The organism is Mycolicibacterium tusciae (assembly GCF_002086795.1).
Taxonomy (GTDB): domain Bacteria; phylum Actinomycetota; class Actinomycetes; order Mycobacteriales; family Mycobacteriaceae; genus Mycobacterium; species Mycobacterium tusciae.
Window position 1 is genome coordinate 47,839 of the sequence record NZ_MVIM01000012.1, and the last position, 19,112, is coordinate 66,950.

At 66.1% G+C, this 19,112-nt stretch carries 17 protein-coding genes; 13 read left to right on the forward strand and 4 right to left on the reverse strand.

All coding sequences use genetic code 11. From position 1 onward, the window contains the following. Nucleotides 1-52 precede the first annotated feature (52 nt). Nucleotides 53-655 carry a TetR family transcriptional regulator gene (locus BST47_RS20630; RefSeq protein WP_083127508.1) on the forward strand — a complete coding sequence of 201 codons (603 nt, stop codon included), beginning with the start codon at nt 53-55 and terminating at the stop codon, nt 653-655. 5 nt (nt 656-660) lie between these two features. Here BST47_RS20630 and BST47_RS20635 read toward each other — a convergent pair whose 3' ends face one another. Further along, nucleotides 661-1,107 carry a nuclear transport factor 2 family protein gene (locus tag BST47_RS20635; RefSeq protein WP_083127509.1) on the reverse strand — a complete coding sequence of 149 codons (447 nt, stop codon included), beginning with the start codon at nt 1,105-1,107 and terminating at the stop codon, nt 661-663. 41 nt (nt 1,108-1,148) lie between these two features. Here BST47_RS20635 and map point away from each other — a divergent pair, with 41 nt between their 5' ends. The 4 genes from map (at nt 1,149) to BST47_RS20655 (ending at nt 4,852) form a co-directional block, all read left to right on the forward strand. Next, nucleotides 1,149-2,006 carry a type I methionyl aminopeptidase gene (gene map, locus BST47_RS20640; RefSeq protein WP_083127626.1) on the forward strand — a complete coding sequence of 286 codons (858 nt, stop codon included), beginning with the start codon at nt 1,149-1,151 and terminating at the stop codon, nt 2,004-2,006. Nucleotides 2,007-2,079: 73 nt separating this feature from the next. Further along, nucleotides 2,080-3,567, forward strand: a complete 1,488-nt coding sequence (locus BST47_RS20645) for a cobyric acid synthase (RefSeq protein ID WP_083127510.1) — start codon at nt 2,080-2,082, stop codon at nt 3,565-3,567. Beyond that, the gene (locus tag BST47_RS20650) at nt 3,564-4,226 is read left to right on the forward strand and encodes a hypothetical protein (protein WP_083127511.1); all 663 of its coding nucleotides are present in this window, start codon (nt 3,564-3,566) and stop codon (nt 4,224-4,226) included. The genes BST47_RS20645 and BST47_RS20650 overlap by 4 nt, the downstream gene beginning before the upstream one ends. 62 nt (nt 4,227-4,288) lie before the next feature. Then, complete coding sequence (locus tag BST47_RS20655) at nt 4,289-4,852, forward strand: alpha/beta fold hydrolase (protein ID WP_083127512.1); 564 nt, start codon at nt 4,289-4,291, stop codon at nt 4,850-4,852. A gap of 2 nt (nt 4,853-4,854) precedes the next feature. Here the strand turns inward: BST47_RS20655 and ngg are convergent, their stop codons facing one another. The 3 genes from ngg to BST47_RS20670 all read right to left on the reverse strand — a co-directional run bounded on the left by ngg (nt 4,855) and on the right by BST47_RS20670 (nt 10,054). Next, nucleotides 4,855-6,621 (reverse strand): N-acetylglutaminylglutamine synthetase, encoded by a 1,767-nt coding sequence (gene ngg / locus BST47_RS20660; RefSeq protein WP_107529035.1) that lies wholly within the window; start codon nt 6,619-6,621, stop codon nt 4,855-4,857. Continuing rightward, nucleotides 6,618-8,420 carry an N-acetylglutaminylglutamine amidotransferase gene (locus BST47_RS20665; protein ID WP_083127514.1) on the reverse strand — a complete coding sequence of 601 codons (1,803 nt, stop codon included), beginning with the start codon at nt 8,418-8,420 and terminating at the stop codon, nt 6,618-6,620. Before BST47_RS20665 ends, ngg begins: the two co-directional genes overlap by 4 nt. A gap of 62 nt (nt 8,421-8,482) precedes the next feature. Continuing rightward, complete coding sequence (locus BST47_RS20670; RefSeq protein WP_083127515.1) at nt 8,483-10,054, reverse strand: amino acid permease; 1,572 nt, start codon at nt 10,052-10,054, stop codon at nt 8,483-8,485. A gap of 209 nt (nt 10,055-10,263) precedes the next feature. Here BST47_RS20670 and BST47_RS20675 point away from each other — a divergent pair, with 209 nt between their 5' ends. The 8 genes from BST47_RS20675 (at nt 10,264) to BST47_RS20710 (ending at nt 19,108) form a co-directional block, all read left to right on the forward strand. After that, the gene (locus BST47_RS20675; protein ID WP_083127516.1) at nt 10,264-11,643 is read left to right on the forward strand and encodes a glutamine synthetase family protein; all 1,380 of its coding nucleotides are present in this window, start codon (nt 10,264-10,266) and stop codon (nt 11,641-11,643) included. A 76-nt stretch (nt 11,644-11,719) separates the two neighbouring features. Beyond that, a complete protein-coding gene (locus BST47_RS20680; RefSeq protein ID WP_234809801.1) occupies nt 11,720-12,439 on the forward strand; it encodes a gamma-glutamyl-gamma-aminobutyrate hydrolase family protein in 720 nt (239 codons plus the stop codon). Further along, on the forward strand, nt 12,436-13,800 hold the full coding sequence (locus BST47_RS20685) for an aldehyde dehydrogenase family protein (RefSeq protein WP_083127518.1): 1,365 nt from the start codon (nt 12,436-12,438) through the stop codon (nt 13,798-13,800). Before BST47_RS20680 ends, BST47_RS20685 begins: the two co-directional genes overlap by 4 nt. Next, complete coding sequence (locus BST47_RS20690; RefSeq protein WP_174262006.1) at nt 13,797-14,573, forward strand: 3-oxoacyl-ACP reductase; 777 nt, start codon at nt 13,797-13,799, stop codon at nt 14,571-14,573. The genes BST47_RS20685 and BST47_RS20690 overlap by 4 nt, the downstream gene beginning before the upstream one ends. Before the next feature lie 15 nt (nt 14,574-14,588). Further along, a complete protein-coding gene (locus BST47_RS20695; RefSeq protein WP_083127627.1) occupies nt 14,589-15,311 on the forward strand; it encodes a FadR/GntR family transcriptional regulator in 723 nt (240 codons plus the stop codon). Between the two features lie 68 nt (nt 15,312-15,379). Continuing rightward, nucleotides 15,380-15,721: an ArsR/SmtB family transcription factor gene (locus tag BST47_RS20700; protein ID WP_083127520.1), complete on the forward strand. Its 342-nt coding sequence runs from the start codon at nt 15,380-15,382 to the stop codon at nt 15,719-15,721. Nucleotides 15,722-15,731: 10 nt separating this feature from the next. After that, complete coding sequence (locus BST47_RS20705) at nt 15,732-16,655, forward strand: phosphotransferase (RefSeq protein ID WP_083127521.1); 924 nt, start codon at nt 15,732-15,734, stop codon at nt 16,653-16,655. Continuing rightward, nucleotides 16,655-19,108, forward strand: coding sequence for a GcvT family protein (locus BST47_RS20710; protein ID WP_083127522.1), 2,454 nt, complete (start codon nt 16,655-16,657; stop codon nt 19,106-19,108). The genes BST47_RS20705 and BST47_RS20710 overlap by 1 nt, the downstream gene beginning before the upstream one ends. The last annotated feature ends 4 nt before the right edge of the window (nt 19,109-19,112 follow it).

A 19,112-nucleotide genomic window follows, 5' to 3' on the forward strand; every position in this document is an offset into this window, starting at 1 on the left:
TTTCGGCGCGGCCGTGTTGCCATCGATGTCCACAGTGAGACATAGTCTCATCATGGACGTCGTCTCACCAGAGAATTCGCGGGAAAGTCTGACGGTCCGCAGGCAGCGGGCCACGCGATCCCGCATCGCGACGGCGGCGGCACAGCGAGTCGCCGAAAACGGCCTGGCCGGGGTGACGGTCGAGCAGATCGCGGCGGCGGCCGAGGTCGGGCGCGCGACGTTCTTCCGGTATTTCAGCTCAAAGGAGGACGCCGTCGCCGAGGGGATGACAACGCGGTGGCTGGATGCGATCACGGCGGTCATCGCCAAGCAGCCTGCGGGGTTGTCGGCGAGCGACGCGGTGATCGCGGGGTTCGGCGACCTGGGTGACGGCTTCGAGGCGATCAGCGCCCAGGTCCGTGACCTGGCCATATTGACCCGGTCATCGCCCGCGCTCAGCGCGTGGACGCTGCAGATCTATCTGCGCTACGAGGCCGTCATCGCGGACTTGGTGGCCCCGCGTATCGGTGATCTGACCGCCGACGACCCGCGGCCGAGGCTCATCGGTGCATTGGCCATGGCCTCGGTGCGGATCGCACTGGACGACTGGCTGCTGCACGGCGGATCGCTGCCTGTCCGCGTGCGGTCGGCGTTGTCGGCGCTGCGCGTCGACTAGTCAGATCACCGCTTGAACAGCTGAGTGCCGGTGCGCACCAGCCGCTCCCACCCGGCCGGGCGGCCGACGAGCTTGCCGATGAGCGGCGTCGAATCGAAATAGGAAACTCGTTCGGCGACAAGGCCGTCGGTGAAGGTGAACCGGTCGACGGCGTCCCAGGCGATGGGCTTGCCGCCGTATGTGCCGCTGAGCGTGAACTCGATGAACACCTCGTGACCGCCATGACCGACGCGATGCACGTCGGCATGCAGGTCGGGAATCAGGGCGAACAGTCGCTGAAATGCCTCGCGGCAGGCCTGCTTGCCGCGAAGGGTGCCCATCATCGGCTGGGTCAGCACGATGTCCTCGCTCCATAGCGCCTCGTGCTTGGCCAGATCGGGTGTGCGCCACGTCGCGGCGAACTGTTCGGCGAATCGGGCGGCGAACTGCTCGTCTACCTCGTCGATGGTCATGACCGTCGAATGTAGTGGCCGCCGCCGACTATTCTGGCGTCATGCCTGTTCGTACCGCCCTTCGTCCCGGCGTGGTGTCACCGACGCTGCCCGTGCCCCGCTCGATCGTGCGCCCCGAATACGTGGGTAAGGCGACCGCGCAGGAGGGTAGCGAGCCGTGGGTGCAAACCCCCGAGGTGATCGAGAAGATGCGCGTCGCCGGACGCATCGCCGCCGCGGCGCTGGCCGAGGCGGGTAAGGCCGTCGCGCCGGGCGTCACCACCGACGAGCTCGACCGCATTGCGCACGAGTACATGATCGACCACGGCGCCTACCCGTCGACGCTGGGCTACAAGGGCTACCCGAAGTCCTGCTGCACCTCACTGAACGAGATCATCTGCCACGGCATCCCCGACTCGACCGTGATCGAGGACGGCGACATCGTCAACATCGACGTCACCGCCTTCATCGACGGTGTCCACGGCGACACCAACGCCACCTTCCTGGCGGGGGACGTGTCCGAGGAGCACCGGCTGCTCGTCGAGCGCACCCAAGAGGCCACCATGCGCGCGATCAAGGCCGTCAAGCCGGGACGTGCCCTGTCGGTCGTCGGCCGTGTCATCGAGTCGTACGCAAACCGGTTCGGCTACAACGTGGTTCGTGACTTCACCGGCCACGGCATCGGCACCACATTCCACAACGGCCTGGTGGTGCTGCACTACGACCAACCCGCCGTGCAGACGGTGCTCGAACCGGGAATGACGTTCACGATCGAGCCGATGATCAACCTCGGTGCGTTGGACTACGAGATCTGGGACGACGACTGGACCGTCGCGACCAAGGACAAGAAGTGGACCGCGCAGTTCGAGCACACGCTGGTGGTCACCGAGGACGGCGCCGAGATCCTGACCCAGTTGTGACTGGACACTTCGCGGGTGTGAAACCACTGCGACTTTTCGGCCGAATTTTCGCAGTGAGTTCACACCCGGTGTCATGAGCGGAGCGCTGCTCGTGGCCGGCACCACCTCCGACGCCGGCAAGTCCATGGTCGTCGCGGGGCTGTGTCGCCTGTTGGTCCGCAAGGGGATTCGCGTCGCCCCCTTCAAGGCGCAGAACATGTCGAACAATTCTGCGGTTACGGTCGAGGGCGGGGAGATCGGCCGGGCCCAGGCCATGCAGGCCCGCGCGGCGGGCTTGGCTCCGAGCGTGCGTTTCAACCCGGTGCTGCTCAAACCGGGCAGCGACCGCACCTCGCAACTGGTGGTCCGCGGAATAGCGGTGGACACTGTGGGCGCCGGGGATTATTTCACCCACCGCGAACAGCTGGCGACCGTGGTTGCCGACGAATTGCGATCTCTGAGAACAGACTTCGATGTCGTGATAGTTGAAGGCGCCGGCTCGCCCGCCGAGATCAACCTGCGCGCGACCGACATCGCGAACATGGGGCTGGCCCGTGCCGCGCAGCTGCCGGTCGTGGTCGTCGGCGACATCGACCGCGGCGGACTGCTGGCCCATCTGTACGGCACGGTCGCCGTGCTCGAACCCGACGATCAGCGACTCATCTGCGGGTTCCTCGTCAACAAGTTCCGCGGCGACCCCGCACTGCTGGCGCCGGGCCTCACGCAGCTGCAGGAGCTGACCGGCCGACCGACCTATGGCGTGATCCCATACAGCGAGGGGCTGTGGATGGACGCCGAGGATTCCGTTTCCGTGCTCACCCATCGCGTGGTCGGCGATCCGCAGCGCCCCCGCGGGCAGGACTGGCTGCGAGTCGCCGCCGTCCGGCTGCCGCGCATCTCCAACTCGACCGACGTCGAGGCCCTGGCCTGCGAGCCCGGAGTGCTGGTGCGCTGGGCAGGGGACCCCGCCGACCTGGCAGACGCCGACGTCGTCGTCATCCCCGGTAGCAAGGCCACCGTCGCCGACCTGACGTGGTTGCGGGAGCGCGGCCTGGCAGACGCCATCCAGGCGCACAGCCGACTGGGAAAGCCCGTGCTCGGCGTGTGCGGCGGATTCCAGATGCTCTGCCGTCGCATCGACGACACCGTGGAGTCGGAGGCGGGCACCGTCGACGGGCTCGCGCTGCTCGACGCCGACATCGCGTTCGCACCCGTGAAAACGTTGCGCCACCACGAAGCCCCGTTGCACGGCTACGAAATTCACCACGGTCTCCTCAGCCGCTCAACCGAAGACGACTGGCTGGGCGTGGGGATTCGCAACGGCGACGTATACGGCACCCATTGGCACGGCCTGCTCGACAACGACGATGTGCGACGGCAATGGCTCAACGAGGTCGCGGCCGCCGCAGGGCGAAGTGAATTCGTCGTCGCCCGCGACGTCGACGTCCGCGCGCGCCGCGACGCCCAACTCGACGTGATGGCCGACCTGATCACCAGCCACGTCGACGTCGACGCCGTGGTCGCCTTGCTGCACAACGGTCCGCCGAAACTGCCGTCGATCGCCACTAGGCTGGCTCCATGACCTGGCGCAATATGCTGGTCCTCTTCGCCACGGCACTGCTGGTGGGTAGCTGCGCCCACCCGATTGCGGGCACGGCGACCTGGCCCGGCGCCCGGCTCGAGAACGTGCTGCTCACCCCCGCCGACTTCCCATCGGGCGTGCAGTTCGAACGCATCAACCGCGAGCCCGGCCAGGCCGACGGCGCGGGCGCGCCGCCTGCAATGCTGTCGCGCCCGGAGGGCTGCTCGGAGGGGCTGACGCGGGCGATCGCCGATTCGGCCGAGCGCGGACCCGGAAGCGCCGCTGAGTACCTCGTCGCCTATGACGGCGCTCGGATGGTCATCACGGTGTTGACGTGGCGACTGGACCTCGAGAAGTTGGCGGCGGTCGCCGATCGGTGCGCAAAGTACGAGACGTTCTTCGATTCGTCGACGCCCGGCATACCGATGACGACGACGCGACTGCAGACGTCGCGCGCCGACGCGCTCGTATACGAGCAGACCATGCGGTTGAGAGGCCAAACGGACAGCGTCTACTTCTCGTTCGAGAACATCGGGAACACCGCGGTGTTCGGAGTCGCTTTCCCGACACCCAACTCGTCGATCCCCGTCAAAGGTTCGCTGCCGCAAACGTTTCTGGAGACAACGGCAAAGCAGGCCCAGCGCGCACAATCTGCGTGAACACCGTGTTTGCTCAAGGCGAAAACGACCCGCTCTCAGGTGACCGCCTGTAGCGTGGCGAAATGCCGCCGACCACAGTCACCGTCGACGGGTTCGGTGTGTCCGTCGACGTGGGCGGCCCCGAAAAAGGGTCCGTCGTCGTGGTCCTCGGTGCCGCCCACCATGCACCCGCGGCGTACGAACCGGTATGTCAACGGCTGCACACCGCGTCCCTGCGAACTGTGGTCATCGCACCGGACCCGCGGCTGACCGCCAAGACGGTGATCGAGGTCCTCGACGCGCTCGACGTGAAGTGGGCGTTGTTGGTCGGTGACCGCGTCGGCGGGGAATTGGCATGGGAGCTCGCTGCGACGCGGTTGGACCGGTTCATCGGGCTGGTGGTGATCGACCGCGGCCACCCGCGCGTCGCCGACCCCTCCGGTGTGGTCCGCGACGACCATTGCCCGCCGGTGGAAATGAACACCACTGCGTTGGTCAGTACGCCCGCCGCACGCGCGGTGGCCAAAGCCAGCCAGCGCTACGTGTACGGCGACTACCGGATGGTCGACCTACTCGGCAGGCGCAATGCTCAGGAGTCCACGGCGCAGCTCGCCGCCGAGATCGTGATGCGCACGAGCACCTGGTAGGTCTAGCCGGTGGGCACCTCGTCGGGTGTCCAGGCCTGCGGCAACGCGGGACTGCCCGGGAAGAGGAAGTCGACGAAAGCCTTTGCGGTGGGCTGGGGCTCGTGGTTGGCCAGCCCGGGACGCTCGTTGGCTTCGATGAACACGTAGTCGGGTGCGGTGACGTCGGGAACCAACAGGTCGATGCCGGTCACCGGAATGCCGATCGCGTCGGCGGCCTTCACGGCGACCTCGCTCAGATGCGGGTTCACCTTCGCGGTCACATCGTGGATCGTGCCGCCCTGATGCAGGTTCGCCGTTCGACGTACGCGCAGGGTGCGCCCTTCGGGCAGTACGTCGTCGAACGAGAAGCCCGCCTCGGCGACCGTCGCCTCGGTGACCTCGTCCATCGGAATGCGCGATTCGCCGCCGGTGGCGGCCGCGCGGCGTCGGCTCTGCGCCTCGATGAGTTCGCGAATCGTGTGGTGGCCGGTGCCGATGATTTCGGCGGGCTTGCGTAGTGCAGCGGCCACCACCTTGCCGTCGATCACCACCAACCGCAGATCGTCGCCGGGTGCGCGCTGCTCGATCAGCACGTTCGGGTGCTCTTCCCGCGCCCGCGCCAGGGCCGCGTCCAACTCGTCGGTGCTGTTGACCCCGACGGTGATGCCCTTGCCCTGCTCCCCGCGGGTCGGTTTGACGACGACGTCGCCGACCTCTTCGAGGAAGGCGTGGTCGTGTTCGTCGAATGTGGCCAGACGTCCCTTGGGCACCAGGATCCCGGCCTCGGACACCAGACGTCGGGTCAGCCTCTTGTCGTCGCATCGTGCCATCGCCACCGCGGAGGTGTACTCCGACAACGACTCCCGCGTGATGACACTGCGACCGCCATGTGACAGGCGCATCTCGCCGGCTCCCGCGTCGAGGACCTCGACCCAGATCCCGCGGCGCATCGCCTCGTCGGCGATGATCCGCGCATACGGGTTCAGATCGTCGACGGTCTCCGGGGGATGGGTGAACAGCGGTTCGTTGATCGCGTTCTTCCGTTTGACGGCCATGACCGGAACGCGCTCGAAACCCAGCTTCTCGTACAGGCCGATGGCGGCATCGTTGTCGTGCGCCACCGACAGGTCCATGTAGGCCCGGCCACGTTTGCGGTACAGCGCGGCCAGCGCGCGGGTGAGTGCCGCGCCGACACCCGGCAGGCTGGTCGTCGGATCGACGGCCAGCGTCCACAGGCTCGAACCGTTCTCCGGGTCGTCGAACAACCGCTTGTGGTCGACCCCGGTGACGGTGCCGACCAACGATCCGTCGTCGTCGCGTACCGCCACCAGGTAGTCGAGCGCATCGCGGTCTTCGCTGTTGTCCCACAGCACCTCGACGGGTGCGGGCACCATTCCGCAGCGCATGTAGACCCGGTTGATGTCCTCGGCCTCCTCGGGACGCTCCAGCGACCGGACGGTGAACCCGGTGGGCGCCGTGCGCTGCGCGTTGTCGTCGGAGAACCGCAGCCGATAGGTGTGACTGGGGTCGATGAACAACTCGGCGGGCGCCATCGCGACGAGGACGTGTGGCTCTCGGGCGTACATGCAGATGTCGCGACGACCATGCCCCTCTTGCCGCAACACCTCGGCGAGCTTCGCCGGGTCCGCGAACGTCTGCCCGAATATCAGTCGGCCCCAGCCCATTTCGACGGCCACGTCGTCGGCCATCGCGTCGACCAAGTGTTGGGGCGACGCGTCGTGCAGGCCGAGAGTGATCGCTTCGGTGCTTTCGGGGTTCAAGGCGGTCACGCCGCCGTCCCGTTGATCCCGTGGCGCTGCAGCCACAGTTCCAGCAATCCGAGCTGCCAGAGTTCGTTGCCCCGCAGCGGGGTCAGGCGACCGTTCGGGTCGGCCAGCAGGTGGTCGACCGCATCGGGACGGAACAGCCCGCGTTCCTTGGCGACCGGAGCGTAGAGCGCATCGCGCACCAGCTCGAGGTACGGACCCTCCAGGTGGGTCAGCGCCGGCACCGGGAAGTAACCCTTGGGACGATCGATGACTTCGGCGGGGATCACCCGTCGGGCAGCCTGCTTGAGCACGCCCTTGCCGTCGTGTGCGATTTTCAGCGCGGGTGGGCACGTGGCGGCCAACTCGACGAGCTCGTGATCCAGGAATGGCACCCGGCCCTCCAGGCCCCAGGCCATCGTCATGTTGTCGACACGCTTGACCGGGTCGTCCACCAGCATCACCGTGGTGTCGAGCCGAAGGGCGCGGTCGATGCCGGTGGCCGCGCCGCGGTGCGCGAAGTGCTCGGTGACGAACTCCCCGCTGGGGTCGCTTTCCACGAGATAGTCCGACGAGACGAGTGCGGCGACGCCGGCGGCGTCACGGTCGAAGAACGCGGCGCGATAGCTGGCCACCGCACTGTCCAGCGAGGTGGCGTCGGCCATCGGCGGATACCAGTGGTAGCCGGCGAACACCTCGTCGGCGCCCTGCCCGGACTGGACCACCTTGACGTACTTGGCCACTTCTTGGCTGAGCAGATAGAACGCGACGCAGTCGTGGCTGACCATCGGCTCACTCATGGCGCCGATCGCGCCGTCGAGCGCGGGCAGCATCCGGTCGGTGCCGATGTTGATCTGATGGTGGTCGGTGCCGAATCGCTCGGCGATGATGTCGGAGTACGTGAACTCGTCGCCGGCCACGCCGCCCACCGACTCGAAGCCGATGGAGAAGGTCGCCAGACCATGCTGGCCCGCCTCGGCGAGCAGTCCGACGATCAGGCTGGAGTCGACCCCGCCGGAGAGCAGGCATCCGACGGGCACATCGGCGACCAGCCGGCGGTCGACCGCGACGCGCAGTGACTCCAGAACCGCGTCCTCCCAGTCACGTTCGGACCAGTCGGCGCGATCGGCGTGCGGGGTGAAGTCGGGTTCCCAGTACGTGGTCGTCGTGCGCCGGCCATCGGGCTCGATCGCGACCAGGGTCGCGGGCGGCACCTTGCTCACGCCGCGCAAGATCGTCCGCGGCGGCGGGACGACGGAGTGGAACGACAGGTAGTGATGAAGCGCCAACGGATCGATGCGGGTGTCGACGCCGCCGCCGGCGAGCAGTGCGGGCAGTGACGACGCGAACCGGATCCGCGATGCGTCCTCGGTGAGATACAGCGGTTTGATGCCCAGCCGATCGCGGCCGAGCAGCACCCGTCCGCTGTCGCGTTCGACGATCGCGAACGCGAACATGCCGTAGAGGCGGTCGACGAAACGGTCGCCCCAGTGGTGGTAGGCCTTGAGCAACACCTCGGTGTCGCTGTGCGAGAAGAAGCGGTACCCGTGCTGCTCGCTCAGCTCGCGGCGCAACTGCTTGTAGTTGTAGATGCAGCCGTTCCACGCAATGGCCAGCCCGAGTTCGGAGTCGACCATCGGCTGCGCGCCGGCCTCGGACAGATCGATGATTTTCAGGCGACGATGACCCAGCGCGACCCTGCCCTGCGACCACACGCCTGCGGCGTCAGGACCCCGCCGCTCCATGGCCTCGGCCATGGCCGAGACCGCGGTGATATCAGGTGAATGGCCGTCGAGTCGCACCTCGCCGGTGGCTCCGCACACGCATGGAACTCTACCCGAGTTGACGGATGGGAAACCTGGTCGCCACCTCAGCGACGTGTGAGCTAGGAAACACCCTCCAACTGTTCACCCGTTTCGTCTACCTGCTTGATCGGGCCGGTGAACCACTTCTTCACCGACACGTGCCAGTAGATGTAGAGCAGGATCAGCACGCCGCCGACCAGAAGCGGGGTGTAGTTGACGTACTTCCACTCGAAGGCGTCCCCCCACGGCACACCGCCCGAGGATGTCGGGAACATCGCGATGATCGAGGTGATGATGATCTCGACGACAGCGACGGGAGCCATCCACTTGTGGTGGCCCCGCAGGTTCCACCGACCCACCTTGAACTCGTCGCCCATCCGCCAGCGCAGGTAGATGGGCACCGCGAAGCACAGATACAGGCCGACGACGCCGATCGAGACCACCGCGAAGAAGGCCACCGGGACCGGGGCGCCGTTGATGTCGACCTCGACGAGCGCGGGGAGCGTGATCGTGGCCGCGAGGACTGCGGTGACGATGACACCGTTGGCGGGAATCTTGTTCTTGCTCACCTTCGACCACAGCTGGTGGCCGGGAACCGCACGGTCGCGGCTGAACGCGAACAACATCCGCGACGCGCTCGTCTGGCACGCCGTGGTGCAGAAGAACTGCCCGGCCGTCGAGATCAGCAGGATGATCGCGACCCACTGCGAGTCCAGCGCCTGGTTGAAGATCCCGACGACCGCACCACCGCCTGCGGACACCGCATCGGAGTCGTTGACGGCGAACAGGAACGTCAACAGCAGGATCCAGCCGCCGATCGCCGAGTAGAAGATGGACCGCCAAATGCCCTTGGCTGCACCGTCTGCCGCACTCTTGGTCTCCTCGGACAGATGCGCCGATGCGTCGTAGCCGGTGATCGTGTACTGCGTCAGGATCGCCGAGATCGGCAGCACGAACAGCAATACACCGATTCCGGACATCTCGCCGCCGAACATCCCGCTGTTGTTGATGGTCTTGGCGAATACGTCCGAGAAGCTGGCGTGCTGTTCGGGCAGCAGCCAGAGGATCAGGATCACCGTCGCCGCGCCCGCGACGTGCCACCAGACCGAGATGTTGTTGATGACGGCGAGCAAGTGCGACGAGAAGATGTTGATGGTCGCCGAGATGGCCAGGATGATCACGAACAGCACGAACGTCCGAGTCAGGCTGTATCCCGCGAGCCAGGTCTCACTGAAAGTGCCGAGCGTGAGGTCGAGGAACGTCGCGCAGCCGTACGCCACCGAGGCCAAGATGGCGATCAATCCGATCAGATTGAGCCAGCCGGTGTAGAAACCGGCCTTGGGGCCGCCGAGTTTGGCTGCCCACCAATAGATTCCGCCCGATGTCGGATACGCCGACACGAGTTCGGACATGCACAACCCGATGATGAGGATGAACACCGAGACGATCGGCCAACCCCAGGCGATCGCGGCGGGGCCGCCGTTGTTCCAGCCGAGGCCGAAGGAGGTGAAGCAGCCCGCCAGGATCGAGATGATCGAGAACGAGATGGCGAAGTTCGAGAAGCCCGACCACGACCGGTTCAGTTCCTGGACGTAGCCGAGGCTGGCGAGATGTCGTTCGTCCTCATTGAGATATTCGTGACCTTCTGGCACGGCGGGTTCTCCTTCGCGATTCTCGAGCGCTTCGCGGCTTGCAGTGGGACGGGACTCGCGCTCACTGAGTAGGGACAATAGAGTGCCATTGGTCGGCTGTCCTACCTTTGCAATGACATTTCTGTTAAGGAATACCGAGAAGGCCCCGCCGAGCAAATTCCAATGGTTGGCTGCCCGTCATCGTCGGTACTCGAGAGGAAGGTTCCGCAATGAGCCAGAACCCCGGCATGTTGTCGCAAGCCGACCTCGAAAAGCTGGTGGCCAACGGGGACATCGACACCGTCATCCTGGCGTTCTGCGATATGCAGGGGCGGCTCACCGGCAAGCGGGTGTCGGCGCGATTGTTCGTCGAAGACGTCGCTGAGCATGGGGCGGAGTGCTGCAACTACCTGTTGGCCGTCGACGTCGACATGAACACCGTCGACGGCTACGCGATGTCGAGTTGGCAAACCGGCTACGGCGACATGGTGATGAAGCCTGACTTCTCGACGCTGCGACGCGTGCCATGGCTGCCGGGCACCGCGCTGGTGATGGCAGACCTGGAGCGCGTCGACGGCGACCCGGTGACCCCGGCGCCACGCAGCATCCTCAACCGCCAGATCGACCGGCTGTCCGAGCTCGGTCTGGTGCCCTACGTGGGGACCGAGCTCGAGTTCATGGTGTTCGAGGATTCGTACCGCGACGCGTGGACGAAGGGGTACCGGAACATGACGGCGGCCTCGGATTACAACGTCGACTACGCGATGCACGCGTCGACCCGAATGGAGCCGCTGCTTCGCGACATCAGGCTCGGCATGACCGGCGCGGGAATGTACTGCGAGGGCGTGAAGGGCGAATGCAACCTCGGGCAGCAGGAGATCGCCTTCCGCTACGACCACGCGAGGGTGACGTGTGACAACCACACGATCTACAAGAACGGCGCCAAGGAGATTGCCGATCAGCACGGCAAGAGCCTGACATTCATGGCGAAATTCGATGAGCGCGAAGGCAACAGCTGTCACATCCACATTTCGTTGCGCGGCATCGAGGACGGCGAGCCGAAGGTTCCCGTGTTCGCCGACCCCGGCGCATCGGACGGAATGTCGACGATGTTCCGCAGCTTCATCGCCGGCCAGCTGGCGACGCTGCGTGAGCTGACGCTGTTCTATGCACCGAACATCAACTCCTACAAGCGATTCGCCGAGGGCAGCTTCGCGCCTACGGCCATCGCGTGGGGGATGGATAACCGAACGTGCGCGCTGCGCGTGGTGGGGCACGGTCCGGGCATGCGGGTGGAATGCCGCGCGCCCGGCGGCGACGTCAACCAGTACCTCGCGGTGTCGGCGCTGATCGCCGGCGGCCTGTACGGTATCGAGCACGAGCTGGAACTGCCGGAACCGTTCGAGGGCAACGCTTATACGAGTGGCGCCGAAAGCCTTCCGACCACGCTGACCGAGGCCGCGGCGCTGTTCGAGAAGTCCGAAGTGGCCCGTGCGGCGTTCGGCGACGACGTCGTGGAGCACTATCTCAACAACGCCCGCGTCGAACTCACCGCGTACAACGCGGCCGTGACGGACTGGGAAAGGGTGCGGGGCTTTGAGCGGCTTTGACGCGAGAAGCGAAGGCGGAACCGGGGCGAGCGAAGCGACGGGAGAGAGAGCGCGCACATCCCGCCCGGTCGTCGGGCTGACCACGTATCTGCAGCAGGCGCAAACGGGGGTGTGGGACGTGCGCGCCAGCTTCCTGCCCGCCATCTATTTCGAGGGAGTCGGGCTGGCGGGCGGAATCTCGGTACTGCTGCCGCCGCAGCACGTGGACGACGAGATCGTCGACCGCGTGCTCGACGGACTCGATGGGCTGATCATCACCGGCGGGCGCGACGTCGACCCTGACGCCTACGGTCAGGATCCGCACCCTGCCACCGATGAGGCCAACGAAGACAACCGTCGGCGTGACGGATGGGAATTCGAGCTCCTCAGGGGCGCTATTCGGCGCGGCCTGCCCGTCCTCGGAATCTGCCGCGGCGCCCAGGTGGTCAACGTCGCACTCGGCGGCACCCTGCACCAGCATCTGCCTGAAGTACTCGGCCACACCCGCCACCAGCAGGGCAACGCGGTGTTCTCGACGTCGTCGGTGCGCACCGTGCCCGGTACCCGGCTGGCGGCGCTGATCGGGGAGTCGTCGGACGCGCAGTGCTACCACCATCAGGCCCTCGACCGCCTCGGTGAAGGTCTGATCGTCAGCGCCCAGGACGACGACGGCGTCATCGAGGCCGTCGAGATCTCCGGTGACCACTTCCTTTTGGCGGTGCAGTGGCATCCCGAGGAACGGCTGGACGATCTGCGCTTGTTCGCCGCATTGGTCGAGGCAGCCGCAACGTATTCGAGAGAAAAGGTGACCGCGTGACGGCGAGTGAGCTGATCAACCCCGCGACCGAGGAACTGCTGCGCACCGTCGAGCAGACCAGCCTCGCGGGTGTCGACGACGCAGTGGCACGCGCCAAGGCCGCGCAACGCGATTGGGCGCGTCTGGCACCCGGCGACCGGGCCGCCGCCTTGCGGTCGTTCGCCGCCGCGATCGACGCGCACGTCGACGAGCTGGCCGCGCTGGAGGTCGCCAACTCCGGGCATCCGATCGGCAATGCGACGTGGGAGGCGGGCCACGTCCGCGACGTGCTGCAGTTCTACTCCGCGACACCGGAACGGTTGTCGGGCAAACAGATTCCAGTGGCCGGCGGCCTGGACATCACCTTCAACGAGCCGCTGGGCGTCATCGGGGTGATCACGCCGTGGAATTTCCCGATGCCCATCGCGGTGTGGGGATTCGCACCGGCCTTGGCCGCCGGGAACGCGGTACTGGTCAAACCCGCTGAATGGACACCGCTGACCACGATCCGGATAGGCGAACTCGCCGTCGAGGCCGGCCTGCCTCCCGACCTGTTCCAGGTGTTGCCCGGAAAGGGGTCGGTGGTCGGTGAGCGGTTCGTCACCCATCCCGATGTACGCAAGATCGTCTTCACCGGTTCCACCGAGGTCGGCACCCGCGTGATGGCGGGCGCCGCGGCTCAGGTCAAGAGGGTCACCCTCGAGCTGGGCGGCAAGAGCGCGAACATCGTGTTCGACGATTGCGATCTGGACAAGGCCGCGGCCACCGCGCCCTACGGGGTTTTCGACAACGCCGGGCAGGACTGCTGTGCACGCAGCCGGATCCTGGTGCAGCGCAACGTCTACGACCGGTTCATGGAGCTGCTTGAACCCGCGGTCAAGGGCATCGCAGTCGGTGATCCGGCTGCCAAGGGCACCGAGATGGGCCCGCTGGTGTCGAAGTCGCATTGGGAGTCCGTGGCTTCCTACGTGCCCGACGACGCACCGGTCGCGTTCCGCGGCGACGCGCCGTCGGGGCCCGGCTACTGGTTCCCCCCGACCGTGCTGATCCCGGAGCGCTCCGACCGCACGGTGCGCGAAGAGATCTTCGGGCCGGTCGTCGCGGTGCTGCCGTTCGAGGACGAGGCCGACGCCATTGAGCTCGCCAACGACACCCCCTACGGCCTTTCGGGGTCGATCTGGACGGACAACCTGTCGCGGGCCATCCGGGTCTCGCGTGCGGTGGAGTCTGGCAACCTGTCCGTCAATTCACACTCGTCGGTGCGGTACAACACGCCCTTCGGTGGGTTCAAGCAATCAGGTCTTGGCCGTGAACTCGGCCCCGATGCGCCGCTGTCATTCACTGAAACCAAGAACGTCTTCTACGCGATCGGAGATGCGTGATGGATCTGACCCAGCGACTGGCGGGCAAGGTCGCCGTGATCACCGGCGGCGCCAGCGGGATCGGGCTGGCGAGCGCCAAGCGGATGCGCGCCGAAGGCGCCACCATCGTCATCGGTGACATCGATCCGACGACCGGGAAGTCCGTTGCGGACGACCTCAACGGAACCTTCGTCCAGGTGGATGTCTCAGATCAGGCCGCGGTGGATGCCCTGTTCGATACTGCCGCCGAGACGCACGGTTCTGTCGACATCGCCTTCAACAACGCAGGTATCAGCCCGCCCGAAGACGACCTCATCGAGACCACGGGCATCGACGCATGGCAACGGGTGCAGGACATCAACCTGAAGTCGGTGTTCTTCTGTTCCAAAGCCGCACTGCGCCACATGGTTCCGCAGCAGAAAGGTTCGATCATCAACACCGCGTCGTTCGTCGCAGTGATGGGGTCGGCGACATCGCAGATCTCCTACACCGCATCCAAGGGCGGCGTCCTTGCGATGTCCCGTGAACTGGGAGTGCAGTTCGCGCGTCAAGGGATTCGCGTGAACGCGCTGTGCCCCGGACCGGTGAACACGCCGCTGCTGCAGGAACTGTTCGCGAAGGATCCCGAACGCGCGGCGCGCCGGCTGGTCCACATTCCCGTCGGCCGGTTCGCCGAGCCGGAGGAGCTGGCCGCGGCCGTCGCATTCCTGGCCAGCGACGACTCCTCGTTCATCACGGGGTCGACCTTCCTGGTCGACGGCGGCATCAGCTCGGCGTACGTGACCCCCCTCTAGAAGTCGGTGCGAATCATGACTGCCGATCCGGACATCCCGCTGGCGAGCGAAGCTCTGCTGCGCCCGGTTCGGCCCGGGAACGCGTTCGAGGACACGGTCGGAAGGCTCCTGCAGACCATCCGGCTCGGCGTGCTCGCCCCCGGCGAATCGCTGCCGCCGGAGCGCGAGCTGGCATCGCGGCTGGGCGTCAGCCGCGACACCGTGCGGGAGGCCATCAAGTCGCTGGCCGACGCCGGATATCTGGTGTCGCGGCGAGGCCGGTACGGCGGCACCTTCCTCGCCGACGAGTTGCCGAGGCACACCCAGGACACCGACGCGGTAACACGCGCCCAGATCGACGACGCGTTGCGGCTGCGGGAGATCCTCGAGGTCGGAGCCGCGCGGCTGGCCGCCAACCGGACCCTGACGGCACCCGAACGCGAGGAGCTGTGGGCGCGTCTGCGTGATGTTCGCGGCGCCGCGCCCGGCGACTACCGCCGACTGGATTCGAGGCTGCATCTCGCCATCGCCGAGGCGGCCGGATCGCCGTCGTTGGTGCCTTTGGTGGCCGAGAACAGGATGCGCCTCAACGTCTTGCTGGACCAGATCCCGTTGTTGCCGCGCAACATCGCCCACTCCGACGAGCAACACGAGGCGATCGTGATGGCGATCCTGGCCGGCGACAGTGAGGGTGCGGCGTCGGCCATGCTCGCCCACGTCGAAGGCTCGGCCACCCTGCTGCACGGATTCCTGGACTGATGCGATGCCGGCGCAAACACGAACGTCATCGCGGTCATTCGGGGTGCCAAGGGGGTTAGATTTGACAGATGGCGGAAGCAGGTGGCCACGCGGGCGTCGATGCGGTGGTGCGACGGGCATCGTCGGCGCTCGCCGACGTCGACACCGGCGGCTGGGCGCAGCGGTTCGACCTGCTCTCCGACCCGCATCGGCTGGAGATCCTGCTCGTCCTGCACCGCGCACCCGGCATCAACGTCGGCGACCTTGCCTCGGTGCTCGGACGGTCCGAGAACGCCGTGTCGCAGGCGCTGCGGGTATTGCGCCAGCAGGGCTGGGTGAGCTCCACCCGGGTCGGTCGTGCGGTGAGCTACCGCCTCGAGGACGAGATCGTGCACGACCTGTTGCACTGGATCGGCGCGCGGCACGGCTGAAGGACGGCGCATGCCGCTGACACTCACCGATGAACAACTCAACGAGATGTTCGACCAGCTTCCGGCGTTGGCCGGGCGGCCGCGCCGACTCGATGAGCTTCCGGGCGGACTGACCAACCGCAACGTCAAGATCACGACGCCCGACGCGGTCTACGTGGCACGCTGCACCGACGCGTCGTCGGGCTTGCTGGGAATCGACCGGGACCGCGAGTGCTACAACACCCGCGCCGCCGAACAGGCAGGCGTCGGCGCGCCGGTCATTGACTACCGCCCCGACCTCGGCATCCTGCTGCTCGGTTATCTCGAGGGAAAAACACTGTCCAACGACGACTTTCAACGGCCGGGGGTGATCGCGAAGGCGGCCGCGGCGGTGCGTACCCTGCACTCCGGACCGCGATTCCGCGGTCGATTCGACATGTTCGAACTCCAGCCGGCATATCTGAAAACCGTGCTGGACAAGGGATTCCGTATACCCGACGATTACCTCGACCATGCGGACACCTTCAACGACATCGCCAGGGTCCTGGCGGTCACCGATGAACAGACGGTGCCGTGCAACAATGATCTGCTCGCCGGCAACTTCATCGAGGACGGCGACCGGATCTGGCTGATCGACTACGAATACTCAGGCAACAACGATCCGTGCTTCGAGCTGGGAAACACCTGGGCCGAGTGCGGATTGTCCACCGACCAACTCGACGAGTTCGTCACGGCGTACTACGGGCAGCGGCTGCGCAATAAGGTCGCGCGAGCGCACTTGCAGGGCATCGTCGGAAAATACGGCTGGACGTTGTGGGGCTGCATACAGAACGGTTCGAGTGCAATCGATTTCGACTTCTGGGGATGGGCGATGGAACGTTATGAGGGTGCGGTGGCCGAGTTCAAGGGACCGAACCTGGCTCGGCTGCTCGACGATGCGCAGGCTGCCGACTGATGGCGACTGAGCTGCCCGGCCGTGCCCAGGTCGTCATCATCGGCGGCGGCGTCATCGGCACCAGTGTGGCCTACCATCTGACGAAACTGGGCCTCACCGATGTCGTGCTGCTCGAACAGGGGCAGCTGTCGAGCGGAACGACGTGGCACGCCGCGGGACTGGTAGGGCAGTTGCGCGCCTCGGAGAGCGCGACGCGTCTGGTGCAGTACTCGACACAGCTGTACGCGGAGCTGGAAAACGAGACGGGTCTGTCGGCGGGCTACAAGCGGTGCGGGGGAGTCACGGTCGCGCGCACCGAGGACCGGATGACCCAGTTGCGCCGCACGGCCGCCAGCGCCGAGGCATTCAACATGGAATGCGAACTGCTCAGCCCCGAACAGGCACTCGAGCACTATCCGGTGATGCGCGTCGACGACCTCGTCGGCGCGATCTGGTTGCCGGGCGACGGCAAGGCCAACCCGACCGACCTGACGTTCGCGCTGGCCAAGGGGGCACGGATGCGTGGTGCCCGAATCTGCGAAAAGACCAGGGTGCTCGACGTGCTCACCACTGCGGGCCGGGTGTCCGGCGTGCGCACGGACGCCGGCGACGTCGAGGCCGAGATCGTCGTCAACTGTGCGGGGCAGTGGGCGAAGCAGATCGGTGCGATGGCAGGGGTCAACGTTCCGCTGCACTCGGCCGAGCATTTCTACGTCGTCTCCGAACGCATCGACGGTGTGCACCCCGACCTACCGATCCTGCGCGATCCCGACGGCTACACCTACTTCAAGGAGGAGGTCGGCGGACTGGTCATCGGGGGTTTCGAACCCGAGGCGAAGCCGTGGGTGTCACCGGATCAGATCCCGTACCCGTTCGAGTTCCAGCTTCTGGACGAGGACTGGGAGCACTTCGAGATCCTGATGAACAGTGCGCTGCTGCGCATCCCCGCGCTCGAGGTGACGGGTATCAAGAAGTTCTACAACGGGCCGGAGAGCTTCACGCCCGATAATCAGTTCATCCTCGGAGCAGCGCCCGAGCTCGAAAACTTCTTCGTCGGTGCGGGATTCAACTCCGTCGGTATCGCCACCGCCGGTGGAGCCGGCCGTGCGCTCGCAGAGTGGATCGCCAACGGCGCACCGACCGGCGACCTGACGGGCGTCGACATCCGCCGATTCGCACCGTTCAACGGCAACAGCAGGTGGCTGCACGACCGCGTCGCCGAAGTGCTCGGATTGCATTACGAGGTGCCCTGGCCCAACAGAGAGATGACGACCGCCCGGCCGTTCCGGAGATCACCGGTGCACCACCTGATCGACGCCGCGAACGCCAACTTCGGCAGCCGGATGGGGTGGGAGCGAGCCAACTTCTTCGCGCCCCCCGGTGTAGCGCCGACGATCGAATACACCTGGGGCAAGCCGAATTGGTTGCCGTGGTCCGCCGCGGAGCAGTCCAACACCAGGACCAACGTCACGGTGTTCGACCAGACCTCGTTCTCGAAATACATCCTGGCCGGGAAGGACGCCGAGACGGCATTGCAGTGGCTGTGCACCGCAGACGTCGCGGTGCCGGTTGGCCGATCGGTGTACACCGGCATGCTCAACGAACGGGGTACCTACGAATCGGACGTGACGGTCACCAGGACCGGCACAGAGGAGTTCCTGATCGTCAGCAGTGCGGCCACCACCGAACGCGACAAGGACCACATCCGGTCGAACCTGCGTGGTGCCAATGCATCGCTGGTCGACGTGACATCGGCGTATGCGGTATTCGGCGTCATGGGACCCAACTCGCGCGATCTGGTTGCGAGCCTCACCTCGGCTGATCTCTCCGACGAGGTTTTTCCGTTCGGCACCAGCCAGGAGATCGCGCTCGGATACGCGACGGTACGGGCCACGCGCATCACCTACGTCGGCGAATTGGGTTGGGAGCTCTATGTTCCCGCCGAGTTCGCGGTCGGTGTCTACGAAGATCTGATGTCGGAGGGAGCACCGTTCGGTGTTGGGCGCGGCGGCTATTACGCGATCGAATCGCTGCGATTGGAGAAGGGCTATCGCGCCTTCGGCCGCGAGCTGACCCCCAGCGAAACGCCGGTTGAGGCGGGTCTGTTGTTCGCATGCAAGCTCAAGTCCGATATCCCGTTCCTCGGACGGGCGGCCGTCGAGAAAGCCAAGGCCGAGGGGCCGCGCAAGCGGCTCGTCGGATTCCAGGTCGACGACTCCGAAGCGATGCTGTGGGGCGGCGAGCTGATCCGGCGCGACGGCGTCGTGGCGGGTCAAGTCACGTCGGCGGCATGGGGGGAGACCATCGGCGCCTGCGTCGGGCTGGCTTACGTACGGCGGCCCGATGACGGCGTGGTCGACGCGAATTGGGTGAACTTCGGGGACTATCAGGTCAACGTCGGCGGTCGGCTGTACCCGATCTCGGTGTCGCTTCGGCCGCTGTACGACCCGTCCAACGAGCGGATTCGCCCCTAGCCGC

Bases quoted from the DNA above. Each gene is read 5' to 3' on its own strand.
- BST47_RS20630 (WP_083127508.1), top strand. From the start codon at position 53: ATGGACGTCGTCTCACCAGAGAATTCGCGGGAAAGTCTGACGGTCCGC.
- BST47_RS20635 (WP_083127509.1), bottom strand. From the start codon at position 1,107: ATGACCATCGACGAGGTAGACGAGCAGTTCGCCGCCCGATTCGCCGAA.
- map (WP_083127626.1), top strand. From the start codon at position 1,149: ATGCCTGTTCGTACCGCCCTTCGTCCCGGCGTGGTGTCACCGACGCTG.
- BST47_RS20645 (WP_083127510.1), top strand. From the start codon at position 2,080: ATGAGCGGAGCGCTGCTCGTGGCCGGCACCACCTCCGACGCCGGCAAG.
- BST47_RS20650 (WP_083127511.1), top strand. From the start codon at position 3,564: ATGACCTGGCGCAATATGCTGGTCCTCTTCGCCACGGCACTGCTGGTG.
- BST47_RS20655 (WP_083127512.1), top strand. From the start codon at position 4,289: ATGCCGCCGACCACAGTCACCGTCGACGGGTTCGGTGTGTCCGTCGAC.
- BST47_RS20675 (WP_083127516.1), top strand. From the start codon at position 10,264: ATGAGCCAGAACCCCGGCATGTTGTCGCAAGCCGACCTCGAAAAGCTG.
- BST47_RS20695 (WP_083127627.1), top strand. From the start codon at position 14,589: ATGACTGCCGATCCGGACATCCCGCTGGCGAGCGAAGCTCTGCTGCGC.
- BST47_RS20700 (WP_083127520.1), top strand. From the start codon at position 15,380: ATGGCGGAAGCAGGTGGCCACGCGGGCGTCGATGCGGTGGTGCGACGG.
- BST47_RS20705 (WP_083127521.1), top strand. From the start codon at position 15,732: ATGCCGCTGACACTCACCGATGAACAACTCAACGAGATGTTCGACCAG.
- BST47_RS20710 (WP_083127522.1), top strand. From the start codon at position 16,655: ATGGCGACTGAGCTGCCCGGCCGTGCCCAGGTCGTCATCATCGGCGGC.